Raw genomic sequence first — 23,775 nt, 5'->3', positions numbered from 1 at the left:
GCGAAAAGGCACTCGCCAAATCGGTCCGAAACGCCTAGCTCTGCCCGCGAGGCAACGCGCCGCATCGACCACACCGTTCCAGGGCCGTCCCATGCCACTGCAGATCCTGCCGATCGCCGCACTGCTCGCATCGACCTTCTTCCTGATGGCCGGCGCCGGGCTGATGGGCATTCTCCTGCCGGTGCGCGGCTCGATCGAGGGCTGGTCGAGCTACCAGATCGGCGCCTTCGGCACCTCCTACGCCATCGCCTTCACGGTCGGCTGCTTCGTCATGCCGGTGATCGTGCGCAGCGCCGGCCATGTGCGCACCTTCGCCAGCCTCGCCGCCCTCCTGGCGATCTCGGTGCTCCTCAGCGGCGTCCTCATCGATCCCATCGCCTGGATCGTCTTCCGCGCCATGGCCGGCTTCGCGCTGGCCGGCACCTACATGGTCGTCGAGAGCTGGCTCAACGAGCGGGTGACCAACGAGAGCCGCGGCAAGATCTTCTCGATCTACATGGTGGTCACCATGGCGGCGATGATGGGCGGCCAGTACGTCATGCCGCTCAGCCAGCCCGAGCTGACCATTCCCTTCATGCTCTGCGCGATCCTGTTTGCGCTGGCTGTGATCCCGACGGCGCTGTCGCGCGCCGCCTCGCCGAAGCCGCTGACCAGCGTGAAGATCGATGTCGGCCTGATCTTCCGCAATTCGCCCGTCGCCGCCGTCGGCGTGCTCCTGGCCGGCATCATGTCCGGCGGCTGGAACAACATGGCGCCGGTGTTCGGCCAGAAGATCGGCCTGTCGACCACCGAGATCGCCACCCTCGTCGTCGTCGCCATGGCCGGCGGCATCGTCTTCCAGGTGCCGCTCGGCCGCTTCTCCGACCGGATGGATCGACGCTACGTGATGACCGCGGCCGGGCTGATCGGCTTCATCGCCGCCGTCCTCGGCGTCTATGTCGATGCCATGCCTTGGGGCGCGACGGTCTATTTCGTCGTCGCCTTCATCCTCGGCGGCATCGTCTACCCGTCCTATTCGCTCGCCGTGGCGCATGCCAACGACTACGCCGCCGACGAGGACTTCGTGAAGATCTCCAGCGGCCTCCTGATCCTCTACGGCGTCGGCACGATGGTCGGCCCGATCTACGCGGCATTCCTGATGGAGAGCTTCGGCCCCGAAGGCATGTTCCAGGCGGTCGGCACCTCGGCCGTCGCCTATGCCGCCTATTCCTACTACCGGACCTACCGCCGCGAGGCGCTGCCAGTGGACGAGCGGGCCGACTTCCAGACCGTGCCGCTGGCCCGCACCCAGACGCCGACCAGCTTCACGCTGGATCCGCGCGCCGAAGCCTCGATCACCGCCGAGGAGGAACTGGCCGCCAGCGATGAGGCCGAGGCAGCCGAAGCGCAGGCCAGTGCGGAGGCCGAAGCAGAAGCGGCGCAGGCCAGTGCCGATGCAGAGACAGCAGCTGAGGCAGAGGCAGCAGCGGACCGAACCGACCGCGATGCCGCCGCCGCGCGCCCGGCCAACCCGGTGACCCCGCCGGACGACAAGGCCGGCGGTATCTGAGCGGCTGGCACAGACGCCAGCTCCCTCCCCGGCCTCAGGCGATCATCCGCGCCCTTCGCGAAAGCCGGGACCGGTCGAACGTCTCCGGGTCTTGCAGCCCGCACAAACGAAACGGGCGGCCGTGATGGCCGCCCGTTTCGCGTTTCGGACCCGTCCGGCGGTCAGCCGATGCGGCCGCCGCCCTGCTTGGTGATGGCCACCACCGACGGACGCACCGGCATGTCGTCCTTGAAGTCGGGCCAGCGGGTGGAGAGATCCTCGTAATAGGACGGCCGGCCGAAGCCTTCCCAGTCCTCACCGCCATCGGCCGGATGCTGGACCGCCACGAAGGCCGTCTGCATGTCCGGCAGGATCAGCGGACCGCACATCTCGGCGCCCACCGGGACCCGGAAGAACAGCTTCGACGTGCCGCGGGCCGCGCCCTCGGTATCGACGGCGAAGAGGCCGTCGGTGCGCCCCGTCGCCTTCGGCGAATTGCCGTCGGTAGAGACCCACAGCCGGCCCTCGGCATCGACCGCGCAATTGTCCGGCATGCCGAACCAGCCGTTCTTCGTCGTTTCCGTGGAAAAGGCGCGCCGACATCGGCGACCGCCGGGTCGCCGCACTTCAGCAGGACTTCCCACGTGCCCTTGGTGGCGGCGAAGTCGCCCCCGTCCTCGGCGATCTCGATGATGTGGCCGAAGGCGTTCTTGGCGCGCGGATTGGCGGCATCGGCCTCCTCGCGCTTGGTGTTGTTGGTCAGCATCACGTAGACGCGGCCATTGGTGCCGTTCGGCTCGATGTCCTCCGGACGGTCCATCTTGGTCGCCTCGAGGAGATCGGCCGCGCGCCGGGTCTCGATGACCACGTCGGCCTGGCTCTCGAAACCGTTCTCGGCGGTCAGCGGGCCTTCGCCGAAGACCAGCGGCATCCAGGTCAGCGAGCCGTCGTCCTCGAACTTGGCGACATAGAGCGTGCCCTCGTCGAGAAGGTCCATGTTCGCGGCCCGGTCGTCGGGATTGTAGGTGCCCGCGGTGACGAACTTGTAGACATAGTCGAAGCGCTCGTCGTCGCCGAGATAGAACACCACCCGGCCATCCGCCGCGACGATGGACTCGGCGCCTTCATGCTTGAAGCGGCCGAGCGCGGTGCGCTTCTTCGGCACCGAGTTCGGGTCCTCGACATCGACCTCGACGATCCAGCCGAAGCGGTTGGGTTCGTTCGGCTCCTTCGACACGTCGAACCGGTCGTGGAAATTGCCCCATTCGTAGCTGCCGTCCGGGACGCCGTAGCGCTCGTAATTCTGCGCTTCCCGGTGATCGGCCGGCAGTTCGCCGACGAAATAGCCGTGGAAGTTCTCCTCGGCCATGATGTAGGTGCCCCACGGCGTGACGCCGCCGGCGCAATTGTTGATGGTGCCGAACACCTTGGTGCCGGACGGATCGGCTGTCGTCTGCAGCCGGGCATGGCCGGCGGCCGGGCCGCGCAGCTCCATCTCGGTCCCGGCGGTGATGCGGCGGTTCCTGGCGCCGTCGGTCACCACCTGCCACTTGCCGTTCTCCTTGCGGATCTCGACGATGGTGCCGCCATGGGCCGCCATCTCGATGTCGACCCGCTTCCGGTCGGCCGCGGCGACCGTGAGCTTGTCGCCCTCGACCTTCACGATGCCCGGGAACATCAGGTGTTCGTTGGTGTATTCGTGATTGACGACGAGCAGGCCATGCTCCGACGAACCGTCGATCGGGATGAAGCCGACATAGTCGTTGTTGTAGCCGAACTGGCGCGCCTGGGCTTCCGGCGTCTGGTTCGCCGGATCGAACTCCGGTGAATCGGCAAAGACCGGATCGCCCCAGCGCAGCAGCACGTCGGCATCGTAGCCTTCGGCGATGTGGTGCATCTCGTCGACGCCGGCCTCGACCTCGGTGAAGTCGAATTTCGAGCCAGCGGCGCCTTCGGCATGGGCCTCGTCGGCGGCCATCAGCGCCAGCGGGCTCACGGTGGCGGCGATCGCCGTGGCGGCCATCGAGCCGCGCAGGAAGTCGCGGCGCGAGAAGCGCGTCGCGATCACGTCGCCCATGGTGCGGTTGTCGCTCGGGTTCAGACCGTCGCCATCGGCCTCTTCGAGCTGGCTGGTGCGGAATACCGCACGGCTTGCATGTTCGTTCATCGACGCCCCCTGATCTTGCGAAATCCGGCACCGTCCAACTTTTGGAACGGTTCCAGCATCGCATAATCAGGCAAGGTCACAAGCCGATGACACGCCACTGTGATGGCAGCGGAAGCCGCGCAGGCCTGCGCCGGCGGGCGTTTCAGCCCGTCGGCGGGGTGACGCGGCGGGCCCGCGAGCGCTCCAGGCCCAGCCGGTGCTCGCGCCAGATGATGAAGATGCCCGCCGACACGACGATGGCCCCGCCGAGGATCGTCGTGCCGCTCGCCGCCTCGTCGAAGATCACGTAGCCGATGATGATGGCGAGGATCAGCGATGTGTATTCGAAGGGCGCGATGGTCGAGGTGTCGGCATAGCGGTAGCACGCGGTCAGGAGCAGCTGGCCGACGCCGCCGCACAGGCCGGCGAGGATCAGGAAACCGGCCTGCTCCCATGTCGGCACCACCCAGCCGAAGAAGATCGACAGCGCCGCCAGCGCCGACGAGGTCAGCGAGAAATAGATGACGATGGTGGCGGTCTTCTCGGTGTGGACCAGCCGGCGGATCTGGATCATCGCGATGGCGGCCACGGTGGCCGAGACCATCGCCGCGGCAATGCCGATCGCCTCGCCGTCGGCCAGCCCGTCACTGCCGAGCGACAGTTTCGGCAGCGTCACGACCATGATGCCGATCAGCCCGACGAGCACCGCCGACCAGCGGTAGAGCCAGACCACCTCTTTCAGGAAGATCGCGGCGAACACCACGGTCAGCAGCGGCGCGCCATAGGTGATGGTGATCCATTCGGGATAGGGCAGCCGCGTCAGGGCGAAGAAGCCAAAGCCCATCGAGGTGACGCCGATGACGCCGCGCCAGACATGTCCGCCGAGATGCGTCGTCGTCAGCGCCGTGCGCAGATCGCCGAGCCAGGCCAGGTAGATGACGACGGGCACCAGCGCGAAGAACGAGCGGAAGAACACGATCTCGCCGGCCGGAATGCCCTCGGCCCCCGCCTTGATGGAGGTCTGCATGCCGACGAAGACCACGACGGAGATGCATTTGAGCATGATGCCGAGCATCGGATTGGGCGAGGCCGCGTCGCCGGGCACCTGTGGCATTCGTCCCCTCTGACCGCCGCGCCCCTTCAAAGGCGCCGGCATCGTCGATCGTGCGTTTCTGTCATCGCCCGGCCGAACGTCTCGCGGACGACCGGGCGACGTTCGGGACCCTAGCGGGCGGCCTGCAGCGCTTCCCAGACCCGCAGCGGCGTCGCCGGCATGTCGATATGGGCCACGCCCGCCGGCCGCAGCGCGTCGACGACGGCATTCATCACCGCCGGGGCCGCACCGATCGTGCCGGCCTCGCCGGCGCCCTTGATGCCGAGGGCGTTGGTGGTGGACGGCACGTTGCGTGTCTGGAAGTCGAAATACGGGAAGTCCCAGGCCCGCGGCATGGCGTAGTCCATGAAGCTGGCGGTCACCAGCTGGCCGGTCTCGTCATAGACGGCGTTCTCGATCAGCGCCTGGCCGATGCCCTGCGCGACGCCGCCATGGATCTGGCCGGCCAGAAGGATCGGGTTCACCGTCACGCCGAAATCGTCGCAGATCGTGTAGGACAGAAGCTCGGTCATGCCGGTCTCCGGATCGATCTCGACCTCGCAGACATGGGTGCCGTTCGGATAGGTCGCCTCGTCCTGCTTGAACTCGCCGACCGCCTTGCGATCGTCGTCGGACTTGGCCGCCGCCGCCAGCGCGGCGAAATCGATGGCCCGGTCGGTGCCGACGATCCGCGCCTCGCCACCTTCCAGCTCGATATCGGTCGCGGCGGCCTCCAGCTCGTCGGCCGCCAGCTTCTTCAGCTTCTCGGCCAGCGACTGGCTGGCCCGGCGCACCGACACCGCGCCCAGCGGGATCGAGCGCGAACCGCCGGTGCCGCCGCCGGTCGGGGTTTCGTCCGTGTCGCCCTGGCGCACGTCGATACGGTCGTAATCCAGCTTCAGCGCCTCGGCGACGAACTGGGCATAGGCCGTGGCATGGCCCTGCCCGTTTGTCTGGGTGCCGATCTTCAGCTCGATCCGCCCCTCATGCGTCAGTTCCACATAGGCCGGCTCCGAGCCGGGGAAGGCACAGGCTTCCACATAGGTCGCAAAGCCGATGCCGCGCAGCTTGCCGTTCTTGCGGGCCGCTTCGCGCCGGGTCTCGAAGCTGGCCCAGTTCGCCCGCCGCAGCCCGGCGTCGAGATGGCCAGCGAAATCGCCGGTGTCGTACAGGCGGCCGATCGGGGTGCGATACGGGAGCTGGTCGGAGCGGATGAAGTTGCGCTTGCGGATCTCGTCGCGTCCGAGGCCAAGCTCGATGGCGCATTCGTCCACCAGCCGCTCGATCAGATAGGCCGCTTCCGGCCGCCCGGCGCCGCGATAGGCATCCACCGGAACCGTGTTGGAATAATAGAGGTGGCAATCCACGTCGATCGCCGGGATGTCGTAGAGGCCGGTCGCCATCGACATGCCGAACCACGGGATCATCGGCCCGAACTGCGAGGCATAGGCTCCGAGATTGGCGTGCAGATCGATCTTCAGCGCCAGGAACCGGCCGTCGGCGTCCATCGCCATCGAGCCCGTCACGATATTGTCGCGGCCATGGGCGTCGGTGACAAAATGCTCGGTGCGGTCGGCGGTCCATTTGACCGGCTGCCCCAGCCGCTGCGCCGCGACCAGCACCAGCGCGTGCTCGCGATACAGGAACGCCTTGGTGCCGAAGCCGCCGCCGACGTCGCGGGTGACGACGCGAATCTTGTCCTTGCCGACTTTCAGGACCCGCCCCGCCAGCGTGTCGCGCATGCCGTGGACGCCCTGGCTGCCGGTGGTCAGCGTGTAGCGCTCGCTCTCGGCGTCATATTCGCCGACCGAGGAGCGGACCTCCATGTAGTTGCACACAAGGCGGTTCTGCACGAGGTCGAGGGTGGTGACATGCGCCGCCTGCGCGAAGGCCGCGTCCGTCTTCTCCCGGTCGCCCTCATGCATGTGGCCGGCGATGTTGCCGTCGCGATCGTCCCAGGCGAGGACATGGCCGGCCTTGGCCGCCACCAGGTCGGGCACCGCGTCGAGCACGTCGTAGTCGATCTCGATCAGTTCGGCCGCGTCGCGCGCCTGGATCGCCGTCTCCGCCACGACGAAGGCGACCGCGTCGCCGACATGGCGCACCGTGTCGCGGCACAAAACCGGCGCGTCATGGGGCCGGAACGGGTCGCCGCCCACCTGCTTGGGGCTGGCGAGGCAGGGCACTTCGCCGAGCTCGGCGATGTCGGCATGGGTCAGCACCATGCGCACGCCCGGGGCGCTGCGCGCCGCTTCCAGGTCGCCGATGGTGAAGCGGGCATGGGCATGCGGCGAGCGCACCACGGCGGCGTGCAGCAGGCCGGCGCGGGTCTCGTCGTCGGTATAGTGGCCCTCGCCCCGGATGAAGGCGTCGTCTTCCTTGCGCAGCACCGACGCGCCGAGGCCAAACTTTGGGGTCATGACGTTCATGGGAAAGCTCCTTCGACGCGAACCGATCGCCGTGGACAGGACCCGTTCGCTACGGGAGGGTCGGCCACAATGGTCTTAAACACCACTTATTGCTTCCGGCGCAGCCCGTCGAGGGTGGACGTTGCCGGCCCGCCGCATGTGCCCCTCCGCCGCACGCGATTGGCAATCTGCGGTTTCCGGTCTAACTGCCGGGAAAATCAGGAAAGGGAAGCCCATGCTGCGCAGTGAAGACGGCCAGACGATCCGACTGGAAGATTATCGCCCGACCGATTTCATCCTGCATTGCGTCGACATGACGGTCCGCCTGTTCGAAGGCCGGGCCGAGATCGACACGCGGCTGGTGCTGGAGCGCCGCGAGGGCGTGGCCGAGGATGTGCCGCTGGTGCTCGACGGCGACGAACTGACCCTGACCGGCCTTGCCCTCGACGGCGCCGTGCTCGAGGCCGACGCCTATACGGCGACGCCCGACCGGCTGACGATCCGCGAGGCTCCGGCCCGCGACCGCTTTCTCCTCGACATCGCGACCCGCATCGTCCCGGAAGAGAACACCAAGCTGATGGGGCTCTACCGCTCCAACGGCATCTGGTGCACCCAGTGCGAGGCCGAGGGCTTTCGCCGCATCACGTATTTCCTCGACCGCCCCGACGTGCTCGCCCCCTACCGGGTCCGCATCGAGGCCGACCGCACCGCCGCCCCGGTCCTCCTGTCGAACGGCAACCCGACCGAGAGCGGCGATCTCGGCGACGGCCGCCACTACGCCGTCTGGGACGACCCGTTCAACAAGCCGGCCTATCTCTTCGCGCTGGTCGCCGGCGATCTCGATTCCATCCGCGAGCCCTTCACCACCGCCAGCGGCAAGCCGGTCGAACTCGCCGTCTATACCGAGAAGGGCCGCGCCGGGCAGGCCGGCTACGCCATGGATGCGCTGAAACGCTCGATGGTCTGGGACGAGCGCCGCTTCGGCCGCGAATACGATCTCGACGTGTTCAACATCGTCGCCATCGCCGACTTCAACATGGGCGCGATGGAGAACAAGGGCCTCAACGTCTTCAACCACAAATACGTGCTGCTCGATCCGCAGACGGCGACCGACACCGACTATGCCGGCGTCGAGACGGTGATCGCCCACGAATATTTCCACAACTGGACCGGCAACCGCATCACCTGCCGCGACTGGTTCCAGCTCTGCCTGAAGGAAGGCCTGACGGTCTATCGCGACCAGGAGTTCAGCGCCGACGAGCGCTCCGCCACGGTCCAGCGGATCGGCTCGGTCCGGCGCCTGAAGGCGCACCAGTTCCCCGAGGATCAGGGCCCGCTCCAGCATCCGGTCCGGCCGACGGAATACAAGGAGATCAACAACTTCTACACGGCGACCGTCTACGACAAGGGCGCCGAGATCGTCCGGATGCTCGCCACCATCCTCGGCGAGGACGGCTTCCGGAAGGGGATGGACCTCTATTTCGAGCGCCATGACGGCGACGCCGCGACGATCGAGGATTATCTCGCCTGCTTCGAGGCGGCCACGGGCGTCGAGCTTTCGCATCTGGCCGTCTGGTACAACCAGGCCGGCACCCCGACCCTGTCGGTGCGCGAGGACTACGATGCCGGCGCCGACCGGCTGACCGTCACCCTGCGCCAGTCGCTCGAGCCGGGCGCCGCCGGCACGAGGACCGATCCGGTCCATATCCCGATCCGCTTCGGCCTCGTCGGCTCCAACGGCCAGGACAAGGACGCCGTGCCGACCCATGGCCCGGACGTCGAGGGCGATGTCATTCACCTGACCGAGGCCGAGACGACGCTGGTCTTCGAGAATCTCGGCGAGCGCCCCTACCTCTCGATCCTGCGCGACTTCTCCGCCCCGGTGAATCTCGACTTCGCCCGTGCGAAGCCGACCGCTTGGCGCTGGCGCGGCTCGACCCCAACCTCTTCAACCGCTGGAGCGTCCTCAACGACCTCCTCGGCGAGGCGATGGTGCGTGCCTGCCGTGCGGGCGGCGCGGCGACCTCATCGCCGCTGCCGGCGGAGATCGTCGACGCAGTGTTGGCCACCGCCGCCGATCCCGCGCTGGAGCCCGCCTTCCGGGCGCAGGCCCTGGCCCTGCCGGCCGAACCGGACGTGGCACGCATGCTCGGCCGCGACGTCGACCCGCAGATCGTCCACGACGTGGTGGACGCCGCCCGCCGGGCGATCGGCACCGCCGGCGTGCAGGTCTTCGAGCGGCTGGCCGCCGAGATGGCCACGGTCCAGGCCTTCTCCCCCGACGCCGAAAGCGCCGGCCGGCGCTCGCTCGCCAATGCGGCACTCGCCTATCTGACCGCCGCCACGAACGACCCGGCGGCGGCCGAGGCACAATATGCCAGCGCCTCCAACATGACCGACCGCCTCGCCGCGCTCGGCATCCTCGTCCATCGCTTCCCGGATGCCCCGGCCTCGCAGGCCGCGCTCGACGATTTCTACCGGCGCTTCGAGACCGACGAGCTGGTCCTCGACAAATGGTTTGCCCTGCAGGCGACCGTGCCGCGGCCCGAGACGCTGGAGACGGTGATCGCCCTCACCGGCCACGCAAAGTTCTCCATGCGCAACCCGAACCGCGTGCGCGCCGTCATCGGCACCTTCGCCGCCGGCAACCAGCTTTCCTTCCACCGCCCCGACGGCGCCGGCTATCGTTGGGTCGCCGAGCGGCTGGTCGAGCTGGACCGCCTCAATCCGCAGATCGCGGCGCGCATCGCGACCACCTTCCGGTCGTGGCGCAGCTTCGAGCCGACCCGCCGCGAGCAGGCCGAAACGACTCTGCGGCAACTGCTTGAGACTGAACATCTTTCGACGGATCTTGGAGATATCTTGGGAAGGTCTTTGAAATGACTCGTCAATTCGTTGACTCCCAGATTTTGCCGCAATTCCACGCTGGACAAGGTGATTCGCATTTGCTCAATTGGTAATGATTCGGATCGGCGGCGTTCCTGATCGTTAAGATGCGGTTTACGAGGGGTGAGCATGCGAGCGGACGCGTCCAACGCGCCGGCAGGGGGACTATTGTCCCGATTCGAGGCCCTGCTGACTGCGCGAACGGAAATTGCTGGACACGCCAAGATGTTGGCGGCCCCGGCCTACCGACAGCTTCTGCGCTCCGAGAAGGCGCTTCGCCGCTCGATCCCCATCCTCATCGTCTCCTTCCTGGCGCTCGCGGCGGTCATCCGTCTGGCGACCCTCGTCGAGGAGCGGATGGCTCTGGAAGAGGGCGCCGTCCGCGACCTGACCATCGCCACCGCGCTGATGCGCGCCGAGAGCCACGCCATCGAGGCCGATGGCGACGGTGTCGCGCTGGCAGCGGATCTTCTGGCCAGCGCCCTGCCCACTGAACTCCTGCGCCACGGTCGCTTCGCCGTGGTCAGCGACAGTGACGGCATGATCGTCGCGGCCATGCCCGGCTTCGAGAACCTCGTCGGCGGCGACCTCAAGCGCCTGATCGGCGAGCATCAGGAACTTCTGATGTTCGGCGAGCGCGCCGGCGTGCAGGACACCCGCTTCGGCAGCGAACCGGCTCTCGTCGCCAGCGCCCGCCTCGCCGACAATCAGGGCATCCTCACCTTCGTCCAGCGCGAGACCGACCTCCTGTCCGAATGGCGCCATTCGGTCTCGGTCAACGTCACCCTCTTCGCGCTGACCTCCACGATCATGCTGGTCGTGCTCTATGCCTATTTCCGCCAGGCGACGCGGGCCCAGGACGCCGACGCGCTGTATCTGGAGACCCATCAGCGGGTCGATACCGCCCTGTCGCGCGGCCATTGCGGGCTCTGGGACTGGGACATCGCGCGCGGCCGCATGTACTGGTCGCGCTCCATGTACGAAATTCTCGACCTCTGCCCCAGGGACAGCGTCCTGGCCTTCGGCGACATCGCGCCGCTGATGCATCCCGACGACGGCAGCCTGTTCGAGGTCGCCCGGCAGGTCGCCGCCGGCAAGATCACCAGCCTCGACCGCGTCTTCCGCATGCGCCACCGCAACGGCAGCTATGTCTGGCTGCGGGCCCGCGCCGAGGTGTCGCGCACCGCCGAGAACGAGGTCCATCTGATCGGCGTGGCCGTCGACGTGTCCGAGCAGCAGGAGCTGGCGCGCCGCACCGACGAGGCCAACACCCAGCTCAACAACGCCATCGAGAACATCTCCGAGACCTTCGTCCTGTGCGACAGCCAGGATCGCCTGGTCCTGTGCAATTCCAAATATCGCGAGACCTTCGGCCTGACCGAGGCGGACGTCGCCCGCGGCACGCCGCTGGCCACGGTCATGGCCAAGGCCCGCAAGCCGATCGACAGCCATGCCGTGACCAGCCCGACCTTCGCCAGCGGCGAGCGCGCCTCCGAGGCGCTGCTGCCCGACGGCCGCTGGCTGCTCCTGTCCGAGCGCCGCACCGCCGACGACGGCTTCGTCTCCATCGGCACCGACATCACCCAGCTCAAGCTGCATCAGGCCCGTCTGTCGGATTCCGAGCGCCGGTTGATGGCGGTCATCGACGATCTGTCGATCGCCCGGCGCGATGCCGAGCGCAAGGCGGTCCAGCTGACCGAGATGAACCAGAACTACGCCGCCGAGAAGGAGCGCGCCGAGACGGCCTCGAGCGCCAAGACCACCTTCCTGGCCAACATGTCCCACGAGCTGCGCACGCCGCTCAACGCCATTCTCGGCTTCTCCGAGATCATGCGCCAGGGCACCTTCGGCCCGATCGGCTGCCCGAAATACGGCGAGTACGCCGAGGACATCCACCAGAGCGGGCACTACCTGCTGAAGCTGATCAACGACATTCTCGACATGGCCAAGATCGAGGCCGGTCGCCTGGTCCTGAACCACGAGACCGTCGACCTCAGCGAGATCGCCACCGAGACCGGCAAGATCATCGAGGTCCAGGCCGACCAGAAGGCGATCCGCCTCAATGCCGACGTGCCGGAGCGCATGGAGCTGACGGTGGACCGCCGCGCGACCAAGCAGATTGTGCTGAACCTCCTGTCCAACGCCGTGAAGTTCACCGACAATGGCGGCACGGTGAAGATGAAGCTGCGCACCGTCGGCGACGCGGCGCTGATCACCATCGCCGACAACGGCATGGGCATTCCGCGCGCCGCGCTGAAGAGCCTCGGCAAGCCCTTCGAGCAGATCGAGAACGAGCTGACCCGCACCAACAAGGGCACCGGTCTCGGCCTAGCCATCGCCCGGTCGCTGGTGGCGCTGCAGGGCGGCCGCATGCGGATCAGCTCGCAGGTCGGCGAAGGCACGATCGTCGCCATCCGCCTGCCGCTTACCCCTGCCCCGGCACAGACCGAAGCCCTCGACCAGGCCGCCGTCGCCTGACGCCTCGCGCGGCAACGCCGCGCGGGCACGACCACGTCCGCAGAGGGCTGCGGGAGATCAATCCCCGCTAGAGAGCCAGGCGGCCACGCATCGCGCGGCCGACCCTGCGCAGGAGGAGCATCAGCCCCCTTGCGCCGCCGTCGCGGCATCGGCCGGCGCCGTCTCGTCCTCGCCGGAGACCGGCAGCAACGTATTGAAGGCGTGCCGCACCCGCGCCGCCGTCCTGGCGAGCAGCGGCGCCACTTCGCTCGGCTCCTCCAGCCCCAGCGCCCGCGTCAGCCGGTCGGCCAGCCCTGGCGGCAGATCCTCGATGCGCTCGACCCCGGTCGGGCCGAGCCGCAGGATCTGGATGACCGACGTATAGGTCCGCATCGCGCCCGGCAGGTCCACCGGCGCTCCGTCGGCATCCACGGCGGCGAGATCGGCCGCCGAAAGAACGGACACGGTCGGGCTGCCGACGAGATCGGAATCGGCCCGTCCGGTCAGCAAGGCCCATTGCGCCAGGAACTCCAGGTCGATCAGGCCGCCCGGGATCAGCTTCAGATCGAGCGGGCCCTTGGGCGGCTTGTCGCGGTCGAGCCGCGCCCGCATGTCGGCCACGTCGCGGCTGGTCATGGCCTCGTCCCGAGCTTCGCCGAGAATGTCGCAGATGGTGTGGCCGACCTCGTCGCGGAACTCCGGATCGCCGGCGATCGGCCGCGACCGGGTCAGCGCCATGCGCTCCCAGGTCCAGGCGTCGGTCGCCTGGTAGCGGCGGAAGGAATCGATGCGCGTCGCCAAGGGCCCCATGTTGCCCGATGGGCGCAGGCGGAAATCGACCTCGTACAGGATGCCCTCGCGCATCTGCACGGTCAGCGCCGCGATCAGCCGCTGGGTCAGCCGGGCGAAATACAGCCCCGTGGCGAGCGGCTTGTCGCCGTCCGATTCCTCGACATCCGGGTCGTGGTCGTAGAGCAGGATCAGGTCGACGTCGGAGCCGGCGGTCAGCTCGCAATTGCCCAGCCGCCCCATGCCGAGCAGCGCCAGCCGCGCGCCGGGCACCCGGCCATGCTTCTCGGCGAAGGCATCGCCGACCGCCTTGAGCGTGGCGTCCAGCACCACATTGGCGATGTTGGAGAAGGCCGGCCCCGCTTCGCCGACGTCGACGACGCCGCTGAGCAGGCGCGCACCGACCAGGAAACGCTGTTCGGAGGCAAAGATCCGCAGCCGTGCCAGGATGTCCTCGTAGCCATTCGCCTCCGACAGGAAGCTGGCCAGCCGCTTCTCCATCATCGCACTCTCGGGCACCTCGTCGAAGAAGGCCGGGTCGAGCAGCGCGTCGAAGACATGCGGGCGCGCCGCGATGGTCTCGCGCAGCGCCGGGGCCGAGGTGATGATCAGCGCCAGAAGGTCGAGGATGCGCGGGTTGGAGGCGATCAGCGAGAAGAACTGGATGCCCGCCGGCAGCCCCGCCAGAAACGTGTCGAAGGCGGCGATCGCCCCGTCCGGGTCCTTGGCGTTGGAAAAGGCCGCCAGCAGCATCGGCAGGCCCGAGGCCAGACGCTCGCGCGCCGTTTCCGACCGTGTCGAGCGATAGCGGCCGAATCCCCAGCCGCGCACGATCCGCGCGACGTCCTCCGGCCGGGCAAAGCCCAGCTCCTTCAGCCGCGCCAGCGCGTCGGGATCGTCCTCGCTGGACAGGAGCCGCTTGGAGACCGCCTCCTCGCCCTCGCCGGCATCGCGCTCGCGGCCGTCGTTGAACAGGCTCGTATAGTGCCGGTCCACGCGGCGCAGATGCGACAGCAGCGCCTCGGCGAAGGCCTCGCGATCGGCAAAGCCGGCCAGCCGCGCAATGCGCTCCAGGCCTTCCTCGTCCTCCGGCAGCGTGTGGCTCTGCTCGTCGGCGACCATTTGGATGCAGTGCTCGATCCGCCGCAGGAACCAGTAATCCTCGAGGAGGTCGCGGGCCGTATCGGCGGTGATCCAGCTCCCCTCGGCCAGTTCGTGCAGCGCCTCGTCGGTGCGCCGGCTGCGCAATTGCGGTGCCCGTCCGCCGGCGATGAGCTGCTGCGCCTGGACGAAGAACTCGACCTCGCGAATGCCGCCCCGCCCGAGCTTCACATTGTGGCCGCCGACGGCAATGTCGTCGAAACCGCGATGGCGATCGATGCGGGTCTTCATCGCCTGGATGTCGGCAATCGCCGCGAAGTCGAGATATTTGCGCCACACGAAGGGCGTCAGTTCCTGAAGGAACGCCTCGCCCGCCGCCCGATCGCCGGCGATGGTGCAGGCCTTGATCATGGCGGCGCGCTCCCAGTTGCGCCCCGAGCCCTCGTAATAGCTCATCGCCGCATCGGTGGAGATCGCCAGCGGCATCGCGCCCGGGTCGGGCCGCAGCCGCAGATCGGTGCGGAAGACATAGCCGTCGGCGGTCCGCTCGCCGACGATCCGCACCAGCCGCCGCACGATGCGCGAGAAGGTGTCGACCGATTCGCTCGGATCGGCGGCGACCGACTGCTCGGGATCGAAGAACACGATCAGGTCGACATCGCTGGAATAGTTCAGTTCGCGCGCGCCCAGCTTGCCCATGCCAAGCACGAACAGGCCGCATCCGGCCTCCGGGTCGGCCGGGTCGGGCAGCACGATCTTGCCGCTCTTGTGGGCCGCGATCAGGCAGAAGCGCAGCGCCGTGGCGACCGCCGCTTCGGCCAGTTGCGACAAATCCTCGGTGGTCTCCTTCACGCTCGCTGCGCCGAACAGGTCGCGCAGCGCGATCAGCAGCGAGACCTCCCGCTTGATCAGGCGGATCGTCGCCATCAGCGCCGTCTCGCCCAGTTCCGCCACGTCCATGTCGCGCAGTTCGCCGATCCGCTGCGCGATTCTCTCCCGGGCCGGCGCGTCGAACAGCGCGTCCAGCCATTCGGGGTGCTGGAGCATCTGGGTGTTGAGATAGGTCGACAGGTCGAGCACCGCGCCGAGCCGCGCCACGTCCGGGCCGCCCCGTGCGAGAAATTCGCCGAGCCGCGCCAGATCCTGCGCAGCCGCAGCCTTGCTCAGGTCAGTGAGCCACGCCTCCGCCTTGCCGGGATCGAGCGGCGTCGGGGCGATGTCGCCGCCGATGCCCAGATCGCTGTCATGCTCTTGCGCCGTGTCCTGTTTCGCCATCGGCGACCGTCTTTCCATCCTGAGGAAACTCCAGGACCACTCTAAGGCCCGGCGCCGCATCCTCAAGCGCGAGACGTCCGCCATGCACCCGCGCGATCGCCTGGACCAGCGACAGGCCGAGGCCGGAGCCCGGCAGCGAACGGCTCTGGTCGAGGCGGTAGAAGCGCTCCAGCACGCGCTCGCGCTGGTCGGCGGGCACGCCGGGACCGTCGTCCGACACCGACAGGCGACAGACGCCATCGGTCAGTTCGAGCCGCACGGCGATCCTGGCGCCGCCGCCATCCGCAACGCCGTATTTCAGCGCGTTGTCGATCAGGTTCGACAGCGCCTGGGCGATCAGTTCGCGGCTGACGGAAGCCTGCACCGGCGGGCTCGGCACAAAGACCAGCGTCGCGCCTGCTTCCTCGGCGAGCGGCTCGTAGAGTTCGCAGACATCCGCCACGATCCCGGCGACATCGACCCGGGTCTTGATCACCGGGTGCGATCCCGCCTCGACCCGCGAGATCATCAGCAGCGCGTCGAAGGTGCGGATCATCTGGTCCGCCTCGGAGATCATCCCTTCGAGGACGGTCCGCGTGCCGGCGGCGTCGACATCGGCCGACAGCGCCGCCTCGGCGCGGTTGCGCAGGCGCGTCAGCGGCGTTTTCAGATCGTGGGCGATGTTGTCGGAGACCTGGCGCAGGCCTTCCTGCAGCAGCGCGACGCGGGCAAGCAGCGTGTTGAGATTGTCCGACAGCCGGTCGAACTCGTCGCCCGTGCCGGTCACCGGCAGGCGTTCGGTCAGATCACCGGCCAGGATCCGCGCGCTCGCCCCGGACATGCGGTCGAGGCGCTGCAGTGCCTGCCGTCCGACGAGGAACCACGCAAACAGCGCCGCCGCTCCCATCAGCGCAAAGGCCAGGATCAGCGCGCTGCGCACGATCTGGCGGAAGCGTTCCTGCTCGGTCTGGTCGCGCCCGACCAGCACCCGCATGCCGTTCGGCATGCTGACCACCTGCGCCACCGCCAGATGGTAGCGGTCGCCCGGATCGTCGGCGAAGCGCTCGTAGCCGAAGGGCTGTTCGGTGAAGCCGCCCTCGTCGAGGACGCCCGCCTGCAGGCTCTCCACATTGCCGGCGAGAATGCGTCCGGTGGCGTCGGTGACGAGATAGAGCGAGGCGCCCGGCTGGCGTGCGCGGCGGTCGATGGTGCGCACCAGCCCGGCAATGCCAGCGGCGTCGTATATCTGCGCGATCTCGCCGATTTCCTCGTTGATCGCCGCCCGGCTCTGGTTCTGCAGGATGCTCGACGCCGTCGCGGTGACATAGAAGACGAGGATCACGGCAGCGACCGAGAACAGCAGGAAATAGACCGCCGACAATCGGACGGCGGTCATCCGCATCAGGGCCTTCAACCGCGCCATCGGGGCTTACGCGTCGCTGCGCATGATGTAGCCCGAACCGCGCACCGTGTGCAGCAGCGGCGTGTCGAAGTCGCGCTCGATCTTGGAACGTAGCCGCGAGATATGCACGTCGATCACGTTGGTCTGGGGGTCGAAATGATAGTCCCAGACATTCTCCAGGAGCATCGTGCGGGTCACGACCTGGTTGGCGTGCTTCATCAGATATTCGAGCAGCCGGAACTCGCGCGGCTGCAGCACGATCGGCTTGCCGTTGCGGCGCACCTCGTGGGACAGCCGGTCGAGCTCCAGATCGCCGACCCGGTAGCTGGTCTCCACGTCCTTGCTGCCGCGGCGCCGTCCCAGCACCTCGATCCGCGCCAGGAGCTCGGAAATCGCGAAGGGCTTGGCGAGGTAATCGTCGCCGCCCGCCCGCAGGCCGGTGACACGGTCGTCCACCTGCCCCAGCGCCGACAGGATCAGCGCGGGGGTCTCGTTGCCCTTTTCGCGCAGGCCCGAGATGATCGACAGGCCATCTCGCCTGGGCAGCATGCGGTCGACGACGAGAACGTCGTAGCTGCGGCTGTCGGCCATGTGAAAGCCGTCGTCGCCGTCGCCGGCATGTTCGGCGACGTGGCCGGCCTCGCGCAGCGCCTTGACCAGATAGGCCGCGGCTTCGCTGTCGTCTTCGATGATCAGGATGCGCATGGGGTCGGGCAGCGTTGCGGGGCTCGGGGAGAAGGACATCTCGGTTTCTCCTATGTGAACCATTCGGCGCAAAAGAAAAGCGGCTGACCGGCGTGCCGGGCGCAGGCCTGGCGCGTCGGTCAGCCGCCGCGGGTGGAGAGAGCGAGGCCCGAAGGCCTCGCCATCATCGTCGGAAGGATCAGCTCTTGGCGATCGGCAGCGCCACGAAGCGGTTCTGCCCGTTGGTCTGGAGCTGGAACAGCGCCGCCTTGCGACCGGATTCCGCAGCGGCGTCGATCGCCGACTGCACGTCCTTCTGGGTCTCGACCGTCTCGCCATTCACCGCGATGATGATGTCGCCGGCCTTGATGCCCTTCTCGGAGGCGGAGGAATCCGGCTTCACGTCGGTGACCACGACACCCTCGCCGTCTTCCGACGGGGTCAGGGTCAGGCCGTAGCCCGACAGCGAGGACGGATCGACCGGAACGCCCGAACCGCGGGCCGAGGCGGCCTCGTCGAGGCTGGACAGATTGCCCAGTTCCACCGACACGTCCTGCGCCTTGCCGTCGCGCCAGATGGTCACGTCGACCTTGGTGTCCGGACGGTAATTGCCGATCATCCGGGCCAGCTCGCGCGGACCCTCGACCGTCTCGCCGTTGACTGCGGTGATCACGTCGCCGGTCTTGATGCCGGCCTTGGTCGCCGGGGTCTCGTTGTCCGGCAGGGTGACGATGGCGCCCTTCTCCTCGTCGAGGCCGACCGCCTCGGCGATGTCGTCGGTGACGGGCGCGATCTGCACGCCCAGCCAGCCGCGCTCGACACTGCCGTCCTCGCGCAGCGACTGGATGACGTCCTTGGCGACCGAGGCCGGGATCGCGAAGGCGATGCCGACATTGCCACCCGACGGCGAGAAGATCGCCGTGTTGACGCCGATGACCTTGCCGTCGAGACCGAAGGCCGGGCCGCCGGAATTGCCGCGGTTCACCGCCGCGTCGATCTGCAGGAAGTCGTCATAGGGGCCGGCGCCGATGTCGCGGCCACGGGCCGAGACGATGCCGGCCGTCACCGAGCCGCCGAGGCCGAACGGGTTGCCGACCGCCACGACCCACTCGCCGATGCGCACGGCGTCGTCATCGCCGAACTCGACATAGGTGAACTTGGTGTTGCTCTCGTCGACCTTGAGCAGCGCGAGGTCGGTGCGCGGATCGGTGCCGATCAGCTCGGCGTCGTACTCCGTGCCGTCATCCATGACGACCGTGTACTGGCTGCCGCCCTCGACCACGTGGTTGTTGGTCACGACGAAGCCGTCGTCGGAGATGAAGAAGCCCGAGCCCTGGCCCATGCGGGTGCGCGGCTCGCGATCCGGGCGCATGCCGTTCGGGGCGTTGTCGCGGCCCGGCACGTCGAAGAAGCGGCGCAGCGGGTGATCTTCCGGCAGGCTGTCGAAGGGGCTACCCATCTGCGGGCCGCGGCCCTGCGACATGGTCGGGGTCACTTCCTGGGTGACGCGGACGGAGACGACGGCGGGCGAGACCTTCTCCACCACGTCGGCAAAGCCGAAATTCTGGACCGGTGCCTCGACCTTCACCGGCTCGGCGAAGACCGGCACGGTGTTGCCGACGACGCCGGTCAGCGCGACGCTGGCGACGCCCGCGGCCAGAACGCCGGCAATCAGACCGCCACGCTTCGTCTTGTTCGCATCGTTGCGCATTGGAAACCCTCTTCGATTGGTCTTCGATCCCTGTGGCGTCGGCACGAGCCGTGCGCCATCGATGGATGCCAATCTAGGGATTGCCAGATTACGGGACCTTTTCGGGCGTGTGAAATCTTCGTAAGGTTGGCGCCCGGACGCCCGGAACCGTCAGCCGCGCGAGCGCGTCACCTCGGCGATCGCCGCTTCCTCTTCCGGCGAGAGCGCCGTCGGTGCCGCGGCCTGCCGGCGGCCGCGCACGGTGATAATGGCAAAGCCGATCCCGGCCAGAAGCACCACCACCGGCGTGCCCCACAGCGCCAGCGTCGCCCAGTCGAAGCGCGGCTTCAACAGCACGAACTCGCCATAGCGCGAGACCAGATAGTCGATGACCTCGTCATCCGTGTCGCCGGCCACCAGCCGCTCGCGCACGAGGAGCCGCAGATCCTTGGCGAGATCGGCATTGCTGTCGTCGATCGACTGGTTCTGGCAGACGAGGCAGCGCAGCCCCGTCGACAATTGCCGCGCCCGCGCTTCCAGCGCCGGATCGCTCAGCACCTCGTCGGGTGTCACCGCGAAAGCCGGTGCCGCGCCCTGCGGCCCCGCGATCACGAAGATGGAGAGCGCGAGGCTCGCAGCGATGGCGCGCCAGCCGGGCTGGGTCACGCTTCGGCTCCCGCCGCCAGCTGCCGCTTGCGGCTGCGCGCCGGCGCACCGACCCGCAGGCGCCGGTCGAACAGCGACACCGTGCCGCCCACCGCCATGAAGATCGCGCCGATCCAGATCAGCGTGATCAGCGGCTTCCACCAGACGCGCACCACGATCGACGCGCCGTCCGGCGAGGGATCGCCCAGCGAGATGTAGAGCTGCGAGAACCAGCGTGTGTGGATGCCGGCCTCGGTCGTCGGCATCTGCCGCGCCGGGTAGAAGCGCTTGGCGCTTTCGATCATGCCGGCGTCGAGACCGTCGCGGCGCAGCGTGAACGTGCCCACCTGCTCTTCGTAATTCGGCCCCTGCCGCTGCTGGGCGCCCTCGTAGCGCACCTCGTAGCCGCCCGCATTCACCGTCTGCATGGCCCGCATCGCGGTCACGGTCTCGGTCTGGAAGGCCGAGGCGGTGATCACGCCGAGCACCGTCACGCCGAGGCCGAAATGCGCCAGCACCGTGCCGAAGGCCGAGCGCGGCAGCCCGCGCATGCGGGCAAGACCCGTGCGCCAGCCGACCTTGGCGAAATTGGCCCGCACGAACAGATCGGTCAGGGCGCCGGCCATCAGCCACACCGCCAGCCCGAAGCCGAGCGCCGCGAGAATGCGCGTGCCGGAGGTCAGCGCCACCGCGATCAGGATGGTCAGCATTGCCGCGCCGATGGCGAAATACAGCCGCTGCGCCGCCGCCAGAAGGTCGCCGCGCTTCCAGGCCAAGAGCGGGCCGAACGGCACGGCAAACAGCAGCGGCACCATCAGCGGGCCGAAGGTGAGGTTGAAGAACGGCTCGCCGACCGAGATCTTGGCGCCGCCCAGGACTTCCAGCACCAGCGGATAGAGCGTGCCGACCAGCACTGTCGCGGTGGCCGTCGTCAGGAACAGATTGTTGACGACCAGCGCTCCCTCACGGCTGATCGGCGCGAACAGGCCGCCCGCCTCCAGCGTCGAGGCGCGCAGCGCGAACAGCGCCAGCGACCCGCCGATGAACAGGCACAAAATGGCGAGGATGAAGACGCCGCGGGTCGGGTCGGTGGCGAAGGCATGCACCGACGTCAGGACGCCCGAGCGCACTAGGAAGGTGCCGAGCAGCGACAGCGAGAATGTCAGGATCGCCAGGAGGATCGTCCAGATCTTCAGGGCCGAGCGCTTTTCCATCACCAGCGCCGAATGCAACAGCGCGGTGCCGGACAGCCACGGCATGAAGGAGGCGTTCTCCACCGGGTCCCAGAACCACCAGCCGCCCCAGCCGAGCTCGTAATAGGCCCAGTAGGAGCCCATCGCGATGCCGGCGGTCAGGAACACCCAGGCCGTCAGCGTCCAGGGCCGCACCCAGCGCGCCCAGGCCGCGTCGATGCGGCCGTCGATCAAGGCGGCAACGGCGAAGGAGAAGGCGATCGAGAAGCCGACATAGCCGAGGTAGAGCAGCGGCGGATGGATCGCGAGGCCGATGTCTTGCAGGATCGGATTGAGGTCCTGCCCCTCCATCGGCGCCGGAAAGACGCGGCTGAACGGGTTCGACGTGGTCAGGATGAAGAGCAGGAAGCAGGCGGTGATCCAGGCCTGCACCGCCAGCACATTGGCCTTCAGGCTGGCCGGCAGGTCGCGGCCGAACAGCGCCACCAGCGCACCGAACAGGCTGAGGATCAAGACCCACAGGAGCATCGAGCCCTCGTGGTTTCCCCACACGCCGGTGACCTTGTAGAGCATCGGCTTCAGCGAATGCGAATTCTGAAAGACGTTGAGGACCGAAAAGTCCGACGTCACATAGGCCGCCGTCAGGGCCGAGAAGGACAGCATCAGGAGAACGAAGGCACCGGTCGCGGTGATCGTGCCGGTTTCCATCAGCCGGGCGTCGCCGCTGCGCGCGCCGATCGCCGGCAGCACCGACTGCACCAGCGACAAGGACAGCGCCAGGATCAGGGCGTAATGGCCGATCTCGACGATCACGAGCCGGCCCCCGACGTCTGCGTCACCACGGCCTCGGGCGTCTCCTTGTTCACCATGCCCTTGCCGTCCTCCCAGAGCCCGCGCTCCTTCAGGTCGTCGACGACCTCCTTCGGCATGTAGGTCTCGTCATGCTTGGCCAGCACCGTGTCGGCGATGAAGATGCGGTCCGGCCCCAGCGTGCCTTCGGTGACGACGCCCTGCCCCTCGCGAAACAGGTCCGGCAGGAGCCCCGTATAGGCGACCTCGACGCTCTCCAGCGAGTCGGTCACCTTAAAGCTGACATGCTGCGAGCCGTCGCGCACGACCGAGCCTTCCTCCACCAGTCCGCCCAGCCGGATGCGCTGGCTCTGCGCCGGCGCCTTGGCGACGATGTCGCTCGGCGAATGGAAATAGGCGACGCTGTCGGACAATGCGGTCAGGACGAGTGCGGCCGCGCCGCCAATGACGACAAGGATCGTGGCGATCGAGGCAAGGCGCTTCTGCTTGCGGGTCATTGTGTCTGCGTCTCTCCCTCGGCGGTCAGCCCAAGCTCGTCGCCGAAAGCGGCGATTTCCCGACCGGCCGCGGAATCGGCGGCAAAGGTCTGGCGCGCCGTGCGATAGGCCGCGCCCGCCGCCTCGTCGTCACCGAGGACGGTATAGGACCGGATCAGGCGCTTCCATCCTTCCACATCGTTCGGGTTGGTTTCCAGCCGGGCGGCAAGCTGCGACACCATGCCCTCGATCATCGCCTGGCGATCCTCCGCCGCCATGTCGGCGGCGGCCGCGATGTCGGCTTCGCCCGGCCCGCGCGCCGGCGCCGCGGTTCCGGCGTCCGCCGTCGACGCTGCCGGGAGCGCTTCGCCGCGCGCATCGGCGATCGCGGCATTGGCGATCTCCAGCCACGGTGCGTCCGGCGGGCTCATCTCGACGAGTTGCGTCCAGGCGGTCACGGCCTCGTCACGGCGCCCTTCCTGCGACAGGTTCAGCGCCAGGAAGAATTTCGCCGGCAGATGCGCGGGATTGGCGGCCACGGCCCGTTCGAAGGCGGCCTCAGCCTCGTCCGTCACCTCGCCGCCGGCAAGCTGCGTCAGCGCCTCGCCCAGTCCGCTTTCGCGGGCGGCCGACGAGCCGTTCAGACGAATACCGTTGCGAAAGGCCTCGGCGGCATCCTCGACACGGCCGATCCGCAGATAGATCGGCGCCAGCACGTCCCAGCCGCGACCGTCCTCCGGCTCGGCGCGCAACCGTTCCTCGGCGCCCGCGATCAGGGTCTGGATGTCGCCGGGGCCGCTCGTCGGCGCGCTGCGTCCGGCCAGGGGCACATCGGGGCGCCCCGCGCCGCCGAGCTGGGCATACAGCACCACCGAGCCGATCGGCACGAGAAGCGCGACCGCCGCGATGGCGGCCAGCATGCGCGGCCGCTGCCACGACGCGGTGCCCGCCTGGCTCTCGCTCTTGCCGCGATCGGCCGCCCGCAGCAGGCGCCGGCCGATCTCCGCCCGTGCGGTCTCGGCCTCGGCAGGCGCCATCGCGCCGCGTGCCACATCCGCGTCGAGCTCGCGCAATTGCGCCGAATAGACTTCCACGTCGTGCTCGGCACGACTGGCCAGATGCTCCTGCCGGGAGCGCAGCAGCGGCCACAGCGAGAGAAGCGTGACGGCCGCCGTCATCACGGCGGCGATAAACCAGAAGATCATGCCATCCC

General features: G+C 68.1%; 12 protein-coding genes and 2 pseudogenes. 3 read left to right on the top strand and 11 right to left on the bottom strand.

Features of this window, described 5'->3' with window-relative positions:
* Nucleotides 1-91 precede the first annotated feature (91 nt).
* Nucleotides 92-1,549 (top strand): MFS transporter, encoded by a 1,458-nt coding sequence (locus tag H9Q09_RS18270; protein WP_187392211.1) that lies wholly within the window; start codon nucleotides 92-94, stop codon nucleotides 1,547-1,549.
* Nucleotides 1,550-1,710: 161 nt separating this feature from the next.
* On the opposite strand, the pseudogene H9Q09_RS18265 reads toward H9Q09_RS18270, so the two are convergent.
* The 3 genes and pseudogenes from H9Q09_RS18265 to H9Q09_RS18255 all read right to left on the bottom strand — a co-directional run bounded on the left by H9Q09_RS18265 (nucleotide 1,711) and on the right by H9Q09_RS18255 (nucleotide 7,196).
* Nucleotides 1,711-3,695: pseudogene (locus tag H9Q09_RS18265) on the bottom strand (PhoX family phosphatase).
* Between the two features lie 142 nt (nucleotides 3,696-3,837).
* Nucleotides 3,838-4,788, bottom strand: a complete 951-nt coding sequence (locus H9Q09_RS18260) for a DMT family transporter (RefSeq protein WP_050767453.1) — start codon at nucleotides 4,786-4,788, stop codon at nucleotides 3,838-3,840.
* A 110-nt stretch (nucleotides 4,789-4,898) separates the two neighbouring features.
* Nucleotides 4,899-7,196 carry a xanthine dehydrogenase family protein molybdopterin-binding subunit gene (locus H9Q09_RS18255; RefSeq protein ID WP_187392210.1) on the bottom strand — a complete coding sequence of 766 codons (2,298 nt, stop codon included), beginning with the start codon at nucleotides 7,194-7,196 and terminating at the stop codon, nucleotides 4,899-4,901.
* A 217-nt stretch (nucleotides 7,197-7,413) separates the two neighbouring features.
* Between H9Q09_RS18255 and pepN the strand changes: the two are divergent.
* Together pepN and H9Q09_RS18245 are read left to right on the top strand one after the other, a co-directional pair.
* Nucleotides 7,414-10,058 (top strand): annotated as a pseudogene (gene pepN / locus H9Q09_RS18250) (aminopeptidase N).
* Nucleotides 10,059-10,286: 228 nt separating this feature from the next.
* Nucleotides 10,287-12,539, top strand: coding sequence for an ATP-binding protein (locus H9Q09_RS18245; protein ID WP_246716228.1), 2,253 nt, complete (start codon nucleotides 10,287-10,289; stop codon nucleotides 12,537-12,539).
* A gap of 120 nt (nucleotides 12,540-12,659) precedes the next feature.
* Here H9Q09_RS18245 and H9Q09_RS18240 read toward each other — a convergent pair whose 3' ends face one another.
* From H9Q09_RS18240 to ccmI, 8 genes are all read right to left on the bottom strand, one after another.
* Nucleotides 12,660-15,683 carry a bifunctional [glutamine synthetase] adenylyltransferase/[glutamine synthetase]-adenylyl-L-tyrosine phosphorylase gene (locus H9Q09_RS18240; RefSeq protein WP_187392208.1) on the bottom strand — a complete coding sequence of 1,008 codons (3,024 nt, stop codon included), beginning with the start codon at nucleotides 15,681-15,683 and terminating at the stop codon, nucleotides 12,660-12,662.
* Nucleotides 15,652-17,085: an ATP-binding protein gene (locus H9Q09_RS18235; protein ID WP_187392207.1), complete on the bottom strand. Its 1,434-nt coding sequence runs from the start codon at nucleotides 17,083-17,085 to the stop codon at nucleotides 15,652-15,654. Before H9Q09_RS18235 ends, H9Q09_RS18240 begins: the two co-directional genes overlap by 32 nt.
* A 6-nt stretch (nucleotides 17,086-17,091) precedes the next feature.
* Nucleotides 17,092-17,769 (bottom strand): response regulator transcription factor, encoded by a 678-nt coding sequence (locus tag H9Q09_RS18230; RefSeq protein ID WP_024348712.1) that lies wholly within the window; start codon nucleotides 17,767-17,769, stop codon nucleotides 17,092-17,094.
* Between the two features lie 178 nt (nucleotides 17,770-17,947).
* On the bottom strand, nucleotides 17,948-19,459 hold the full coding sequence (locus H9Q09_RS18225) for a Do family serine endopeptidase (protein WP_187392206.1): 1,512 nt from the start codon (nucleotides 19,457-19,459) through the stop codon (nucleotides 17,948-17,950).
* A gap of 150 nt (nucleotides 19,460-19,609) precedes the next feature.
* A complete protein-coding gene (locus H9Q09_RS18220; protein ID WP_348646330.1) occupies nucleotides 19,610-20,056 on the bottom strand; it encodes a cytochrome c-type biogenesis protein in 447 nt (148 codons plus the stop codon).
* 44 nt (nucleotides 20,057-20,100) lie between these two features.
* Nucleotides 20,101-22,089: a heme lyase CcmF/NrfE family subunit gene (locus H9Q09_RS18215; RefSeq protein WP_187392205.1), complete on the bottom strand. Its 1,989-nt coding sequence runs from the start codon at nucleotides 22,087-22,089 to the stop codon at nucleotides 20,101-20,103.
* Nucleotides 22,086-22,583 (bottom strand): cytochrome c maturation protein CcmE, encoded by a 498-nt coding sequence (gene ccmE, locus H9Q09_RS18210; RefSeq protein ID WP_187392204.1) that lies wholly within the window; start codon nucleotides 22,581-22,583, stop codon nucleotides 22,086-22,088. The genes H9Q09_RS18215 and ccmE overlap by 4 nt, the downstream gene beginning before the upstream one ends.
* On the bottom strand, nucleotides 22,580-23,767 hold the full coding sequence (ccmI, locus tag H9Q09_RS18205; RefSeq protein ID WP_187392203.1) for a c-type cytochrome biogenesis protein CcmI: 1,188 nt from the start codon (nucleotides 23,765-23,767) through the stop codon (nucleotides 22,580-22,582). The genes ccmE and ccmI overlap by 4 nt, the downstream gene beginning before the upstream one ends.
* Between the last annotated feature and the right edge of the window lie 8 nt (nucleotides 23,768-23,775).

The organism is Aurantimonas sp. DM33-3, from assembly GCF_014334315.1.
Lineage (GTDB): Bacteria > Pseudomonadota > Alphaproteobacteria > Rhizobiales > Rhizobiaceae > Aurantimonas > Aurantimonas coralicida.
The sequence above is the reverse complement of the archived record's forward strand: the minus strand, read 5'-3'. Positions and strand labels throughout refer to the sequence as shown.